Annotated in this window: 6 protein-coding genes and 2 pseudogenes; 4 read left to right on the forward strand and 4 right to left on the reverse strand. The window is 72.1% G+C overall.

The features are described from left to right. Positions 1-607, forward strand: a pseudogene (locus H5J33_RS18550) (NADH-quinone oxidoreductase subunit D); the annotation flags it as partial. Between the two features lie 6 nt (positions 608-613). Here H5J33_RS18550 and H5J33_RS18555 read toward each other — a convergent pair. Beyond that, positions 614-1495: pseudogene (locus tag H5J33_RS18555) on the reverse strand (LysR family transcriptional regulator); the annotation flags it as partial. A gap of 81 nt (positions 1496-1576) precedes the next feature. Between H5J33_RS18555 and H5J33_RS18560 the strand changes: the two are divergent. The 3 genes from H5J33_RS18560 to H5J33_RS18570 all read left to right on the forward strand — a co-directional run bounded on the left by H5J33_RS18560 (position 1577) and on the right by H5J33_RS18570 (position 3888). Beyond that, on the forward strand, positions 1577-2245 hold the full coding sequence (locus tag H5J33_RS18560) for an MOSC domain-containing protein (protein ID WP_181796055.1): 669 nt from the start codon (positions 1577-1579) through the stop codon (positions 2243-2245). A gap of 74 nt (positions 2246-2319) precedes the next feature. Beyond that, the gene (locus H5J33_RS18565; protein ID WP_181796056.1) at positions 2320-3093 is read left to right on the forward strand and encodes an SDR family oxidoreductase; all 774 of its coding nucleotides are present in this window, start codon (positions 2320-2322) and stop codon (positions 3091-3093) included. An 87-nt stretch (positions 3094-3180) separates the two neighbouring features. After that, positions 3181-3888 (forward strand): ester cyclase, encoded by a 708-nt coding sequence (locus H5J33_RS18570; protein ID WP_181796057.1) that lies wholly within the window; start codon positions 3181-3183, stop codon positions 3886-3888. Positions 3889-3951: 63 nt separating this feature from the next. On the opposite strand, the gene groL is transcribed toward H5J33_RS18570, so the two are convergent. From groL to H5J33_RS18585, 3 genes are all read right to left on the reverse strand, one after another. Continuing rightward, a complete protein-coding gene (groL, locus tag H5J33_RS18575; protein ID WP_181796058.1) occupies positions 3952-5577 on the reverse strand; it encodes a chaperonin GroEL in 1626 nt (541 codons plus the stop codon). Between the two features lie 119 nt (positions 5578-5696). After that, positions 5697-6005: a co-chaperone GroES gene (gene groES / locus H5J33_RS18580; protein WP_004955293.1), complete on the reverse strand. Its 309-nt coding sequence runs from the start codon at positions 6003-6005 to the stop codon at positions 5697-5699. A 266-nt stretch (positions 6006-6271) separates the two neighbouring features. Further along, positions 6272-6846: polysaccharide deacetylase family protein (locus H5J33_RS18585; protein WP_220212488.1), on the reverse strand; the 575-nt coding region annotated here is incomplete at its 5' end.

The following is a 6846-nucleotide window of genomic DNA, read 5'->3' on the forward strand; positions in this document are numbered from 1 at the left end:
ACGCGCGCGTGCGGCCGTCGCCGCGGTGCGCTCGCGCATGGACGTCTTCGACGACCTGGTGCTCGGCAACGAGATCTTCCGGGGGCGCACGCGCGGGGTGGGGGCGCTCGCGCCCGAGGCGGTGCACGCCTACGGCGTGAGCGGGCCCATCGCGCGCGCCTCGGGCGTCGACTTCGACCTGCGCCGCGACGAGCCGTATCTGGCCTACGGCGAGCTCCAGGACGTGCTGGAGGTGGTGACCCGCGCCGAGGGCGACTGCCTCGCCCGCTTCGAGGTGCTGCTGGGGCAGACCCACAACGCCCTGGACCTCGCCGACGCCTGCCTGGACCGGCTCGCCGGGCTGCCGCCGGGGCCGATCAACCAGCGGCTGCCGAAGGTGCTGAAGGCACCCGAGGGGCACACGTACGCGTGGACCGAGAACCCGCTCGGCATCAACGGCTACTACCTGGTGAGCAAGGGCGAGAAGACCCCGTACCGACTGAAGCTGCGCTCGGCCTCGTACAACAACATCCAGGCGCTGACCGAGCTGCTGCCGGGAACGCTGGTGGCGGACATGGTCGCGATCCTCGGCTCGATGTTCTTCGTGGTCGGCGACATCGACAAGTAGGCCGCGCCGGGCCAGTTGCTCCAGCGTCGCCGCCACGGCCGGCACCTGGGCCAGGTCGGGCAGGGTCAGGGCGACGATCTCGCGTCGTACCGCCGGTTCCAGCCGTACCGCGCGCACGCCTCGCGGCCGTACCGACTCCACGGCCAGCCGGGGCAGCACGGCGACCCCTAGGCCCGCGCCGACCAGGCCGACCACGGCGGGGTAGTCGTCGGTGGCGAAGTCGATGCGCGGGGTGAACCCGGCCTCCTCGCACACCTCGACCAGCTGGCCGCGACAGCGCGGGCAGCCCGCGATCCACGGTTCCTGGGCCAGCTCGCCGATGGCGACGGTCTCCGCGCGCGCGAGCCGGTGCCGCTCGGGCACCAGGGCGACCAGGCGGTCCGTCAGCAGGGGGCGTACGACGAGGTCGTCCCAGTCCTCGGCGACCGCGGCGCCCTCGTAGCGGAACGCCAGGGCGAGGTCGCAGTCGCCTTCCCGCAGCAGTGTCACGGACTTCGGGGGCTCGGCCTCCTCCAGCGAGACACGGGTGCCGGGGTGGGCGGCGCGCAGGGCGGCCAGGGCCGTCGGGACCAGCGTGGAGCTGCCGCTGGGGAAGGAGACCAGCCGGACCCGGCCCGCGCGCAGACCGGCGATGGCGGCGACCTCCTCCTCGGCCGCGGTGAGCCCGGCGAGGATGCCGGAGGCGTGCCGGACCAGGGCCTCGCCGGCCTGGGTGAGACGCATCTCGCGGCCGTTGCGGACCAGCAGCGGGGTGCCGACCGAGGCCTCCAGGGCCTTCATCTGCTGGCTGACCGCGGGCTGGGTGCAGCCCAGTTCACGCCCGGCCGCCGAGAAGGAGCCGGTGCCGGCGACGGCGCGCAGGACGCGGAGATGACGAGCCTCGATCACCCTTCGAGCATAAGGCAGCCTTTGGGCGGGGCGCCCGATATTGCCTCGACGCTTTGGGCGCCGATCGCTTAGCGTGCCGGGATGAAGCTTCTTTCCGTCAATGTGGGCCGTGCCCGGCCGGTGCCCTACACGAGCCAGCCGGACGGTGTGACCGGCATCGACAAGCGGCCCGCCGAGGGGCCGGTGGAGGTGGCGGCGCCCGGTCCGAAGGGGGTCGGCGCGAGCGGGCTGGCCGGGGACGCGGTGTGCGACACGCGCCATCACGGCGGGGACGACCAGGCGGTGTACGCGTACGCCCGCGAGGACCTCGACGCGTGGGAGCGGGAGCTCGGCCGGCCGCTGGCCAACGGCTGCTTCGGCGAGAACCTGACGACGGACGGTCTGGACGTCTCCGGGGCGCTGGTCGGCGAGCGCTGGCGGATCGGTCCGCGGGTGGTGCTGGAGGTGACCGCGGGCCGCATCCCGTGCGCCACGTTCCAGGGCCACATGGGCGAACGCGGCTGGGTCAAGAGGTTCACACGGATGGCCGCGACGGGCGCCTACCTCCGGGTGATCGAGCCGGGTGAGATCCGCTCGGGCGACCCGGTGGAGATCGTGTACCGGCCGGACCACGGGGTGACGGCGGCGATGCAGTTCCGCGCGGTCACCACCGAGCGCGAGCTGCTGCCCCGGCTGCTCGCGGCGGGCGAGGCGCTGCACTCGGAGACGCTGGCGCGGGCCCGCGAGTACGTGGCGCGGCAAGGGGGCTGACCGGCCGTCGGCCGGCGCGGGGGCGGCGCGCGCGACCGGCGGAGGGGGCCGGCCCGGGTCACTACGCTTGGGCCATGACAACGGCTCTGATTACGGGATCGACCGCGGGGATCGGCGCCGCGTTCGCGCGGCGGCTGGCGGCGGACGGGCAGGACCTGGTGCTGGTGGCCCGGGACACCGGGCGGCTGCGCGAGCAGGCAACGGAACTGCACGACCGGCACGGTGTCGAGGTGGAGGTGCTGCCCGCCGACCTCTCCCTGGACGAGGGCATCGAGGCGGTGGCCGGCCGCCTCGGGGACCGGAAGAACCCGGTCGACCTGCTGATCAACAACGCCGGCTTCGGCAACAAGGGCCGCTATCTGGACGTCTCGATGGCGGACGAGCTGCGGATGCTGAAGGTCCACTGCGAGGCGGTGCTGCGGCTGACCTCGGCGGCGGCCGGGGCGATGCGCGAGCGCGGCCGGGGCGGGGTGGTGAACGTCGCCTCGGTGGCCGCCTTCGTGCCGCGCGGCACCTACGGCGCGTCGAAGGCGTGGGTCGTGCAGTTCACCCAGGGCGCGGCGCGGGACCTGGCGGGCAGCGGGGTCCGGCTGATGGCCCTGTGCCCGGGGTTCGTGCGCACCGAGTTCCACCAGCGGGCCGGGATGGGCACGGACAACATCCCCGGCTGGCTGTGGCTGGACGCCGACAAGCTGGTGGCGGCGGCCCTGGCCGATCTGGCCCGCGGCAAGACGGTGTCCATCCCGGATCCCCGGTACAAGGCGCTGATGGGGCTGGTGAAGGTCACGCCGCGCGGACTGCTCGGCGGGATCAGCTCCCGTACGGGCCGCAAGTACGGGCCGCGGTGACGGTCTGACGAGCGCCAGGTGGCGCCGCCGTCCCGGTGGGAAAATGGGCGGGACGGTTACCGGGCCAGGGGGGCCGGAGGCGGCGTCATGACCTTCGTACAGCTCATCGAGTGCAGGACGAGCCGGCTGGACGAGATGAACCGGCTGATGGACGACTGGCTCCGGCGCACCCACGGCAGACGGACGGCGACGCACGCGGTGGTCGGCCGGGACCGCTCGGACGCGTCGCACGTGGTGGAGGTCGTGGAGTTCCCCTCGTACGAGGAGGCACGGCGGAGCACGGACGTCCCGGAGGCGGAGCGGGTCTTCCGGGATCTGGCCGCGCTGTGCGAGGAGCGTCCGACGTTCACCGGTCTGGACGTCGTACGGGACGAGCGGCCCGCGGAGGACGCCGTGCGCCGGTTCTTCCGGGCGCTGGGCACGGCGGGCGGGCTGCCGCCGCTGAACGACCTGCTGGACGAGGACGTCCACAGCCGCGATCCGATGAACCCGCAGGACACCATCGGACTGGACAACGCGCGCGCCGAGTTCCGGATGTGGCGCGGTGCCTTCGACTTCGCGTTCACGGTCGAGGACGTGCTCGCCGAGGGCGACCGGGCCTGCGCCCGCTGGTCCTGGCGCGGCGCGCACCGCGGCGACTTCCTGGGCATCGCGCCCACCGGCCGGGAGGTCTCCATGACCGGGATGACACTGTTCCGGTTCGGCGCGGCCGGAAAGATCACCGAGCTGTGGTGGCAGCACGACCAGCTGGGGCTGATGCAGCAGCTGGGGGCGCTGGACGAGCTGGAGCGGTAGGCGGACAGGGCGAAGGCCCGGCACCCTCGGGGGGTACCGGGCCTTCACTCACAGGCGTCTGCCTCAGTGGGCGTGGCCGTGGCTGTGGCCCGCGGCGGCCGGCTCTTCCTCTTCCTTCTTCTCGACGACCAGGGTCTCGGTCGTGAGCAGCAGGGAGGCGATGGAGGCGGCGTTCTCCAGGGCGGAGCGGGTGACCTTGACCGGGTCGATGACGCCGGCCTTGATCAGGTCGCCGTACTCGCCGGTGGCGGCGTTGTAGCCCTGGCCCTTGTCCAGGTCCTTGACCTTGGACACGATGACGTAGCCCTCCTGGCCGGCGTTCTCGCCGATCCAGCGCAGCGGCTCGACCACGGCGTTGCGGACCACGGCGACACCGGTGGCCTCGTCGCCGGTCTTGTCGAGGTTGCCCTCGAGGACCTTGGAGGCGTGGACCAGAGCGGAGCCACCACCGGAGACGATGCCCTCCTCGACCGCGGCGCGGGTCGCGGAGATGGCGTCCTCCAGACGGTGCTTCTTCTCCTTCAGCTCCACCTCGGTGGCGGCGCCGACCTTGATCACGCACACGCCGCCGGCCAGCTTCGCGAGGCGCTCCTGGAGCTTCTCGCGGTCCCAGTCGGAGTCGGTGTTCTCGATCTCGGCCTTGATCTGGGCGACGCGGCCCTGCACGTCCTCGGACTTGCCGGCGCCGTCGACGATCGTGGTGTCGTCCTTGGTGACGGTGACGCGGCGGGCGGAGCCGAGCACGTCGAGGCCGACCTGGTCGAGCTTGAGGCCGACCTCCTCGGAGATGACGGTGGCGCCGGTGAGGACGGCCATGTCCTGGAGCATCGCCTTGCGGCGGTCGCCGAAGCCGGGGGCCTTCACCGCGACGGCGTTGAAGGTGCCGCGGATCTTGTTGACGACCAGGGTCGACAGGGCCTCGCCCTCGACGTCCTCGGCGATGATCAGCAGCGGCTTGGAGGAGCCGGCCTGGATGACCTTCTCCAGCAGCGGCAGCAGGTCCGCGATGGCGCCGATCTTGCCCTGCGTGATGAGGATGTACGGGTCGTCGAGGACGGCCTCCATGCGCTCCTGGTCCGTCACGAAGTACGGCGACAGGTAGCCCTTGTCGAAGGCCATGCCCTCGGTGAAGTCCAGCTCCAGACCGAAGGTGTTGGACTCCTCGACGGTGATGACACCGTCCTTGCCGACCTTGTCCATCGCCTCGGCGATCAGCTCGCCGACCTGCTGGTCCTGGGCGGACAGCGCGGCGACGGCGGCGATGTCGGACTTCTCGTCGATCGGGCGCGCGGTGGCGAGCAGGTCCTCGGAGACGGCCTTGACGGCGGCGTCGATGCCCTTCTTCAGGGCGGCCGGGGAGGCGCCGGCGGCGACGTTCTTCAGGCCCTCGCGGACCAGCGCCTGGGCGAGCACGGTGGCGGTGGTGGTGCCGTCGCCGGCGATGTCGTTGGTCTTGGTCGCCACCTCCTTCACCAGCTGGGCGCCGAGGTTCTCGTACGGGTCCTCGATCTCCACCTCGCGGGCGATCGTGACACCGTCGTTGGTGATGGTGGGGGCACCGAACTTCTTGTCGATGACGACGTTGCGGCCGCGGGGGCCGATCGTCACCTTGACCGTGTCGGCAAGCTTGTTGACGCCGCGCTCAAGGGCGCGACGGGCGTCCTCGTCGAACTTCAGGATCTTCGCCATGGCAGCGGGAGCCCTCTCGGAAATCTGTGGGTGAAAAACGCCGCGCCCCGGGCGCCCGGCTTCTTATCGATTCGCGGGGGCCAGGGGCGCAGCTTCAAGCAGAGAGTCGCTTGAGGTGATTACTTCTCGATGATCGCGAGCACGTCGCGAGCCGAGAGGACGAGGTACTCGTCGCCGTTGTACTTCACCTCGGTGCCGCCGTACTTGCTGTAGAGGACGACGTCGCCGACCTTGACGTCGAGCGGAAGGCGCTCGCCGTTCTCGAACCGGCCCGGGCCCACGGCGAGGACGGCGCCCTCCTGGGGCTTCTCCTTCGCGGTGTCCGGGATGACCAGGCCAGAGGCCGTGGTCTGCTCGGCGTCCAGCGGCTGGACCACGATGCGGTCCTCGAGCGGCTTGATGGCAACCTTGGAGCTGGCGGTCGTCACGATCCGACCTCCCCCTTCGGAGATCTCACGGGGTTAACTGTCTGAGGTGGCGACCAGGTCGATCCGTCGTCGCGGGTGCCGGACCTGCCCGTCGCGTTTGTTGGCACTCTCACCTGCGGAGTGCCAGACCCGAGACTATGACCGGGGTTAGCACTCGGTCAAGCGGAGTGCCAATGCGGTGCGGCGCGTCGGTGGTGAATCGGCCGTCCCGGCGTTGACCGGCGCGCCCCGCGGGCCCTCCCGGAGGCAAGTGCCCGCCGGCCCTCCTAGAGGTAGTCCTCCAGCCGGGCCACCGTCAGGCCCCGCTCCTGGGCCGCCCGCAGAACCCGTACGGTGCGCTCGCGCAGGGGTACGTCCGTCGACTCGTCGGGGCCCACGAGGACGATGTCGCCGGGACCGAGGCGGCGGGTGAGGCCGGCCGGGGTGAGGGCGGTGCGCCACAGGACGATCGCGGAGATGCCGCAGTCGGCCGCGGCGCGCAGGGTGGTCGGGTCGTAGGAGCCGTACGGCGGACGGAACAGGCGGGGGCGGACGCCGAGGCGGGCGCGGAGGCGGTCCTGCTGGCCGCAGATCTCGCCGCGCTGTCCGGCGTACGGCAGCCCGGCCGGGGCCCGGTGGTCGAGGGTGTGGTTCCCGATGCCGGCGCCGAGCGCGCGCAGGCGGGCGAAGTGGCGGTAGCCGGGGGCGGCGATGGAGTCGGTGAGGAACAGGGTGACCGGCAGGCGCAGTTCGCGGACCATCTCGACGAAGCGGGGGTCGCGTTCGGCGCCGTCGTCGTAGGTGAGGAAGACGACCGGGTCGCGGGCCCGGGGCCGGCACTCCCCACCCCCACACCGCACCC

The organism is Streptomyces sp. WELS2 (assembly GCF_013870595.1).
In the GTDB taxonomy this organism is placed as follows: domain Bacteria; phylum Actinomycetota; class Actinomycetes; order Streptomycetales; family Streptomycetaceae; genus Streptomyces.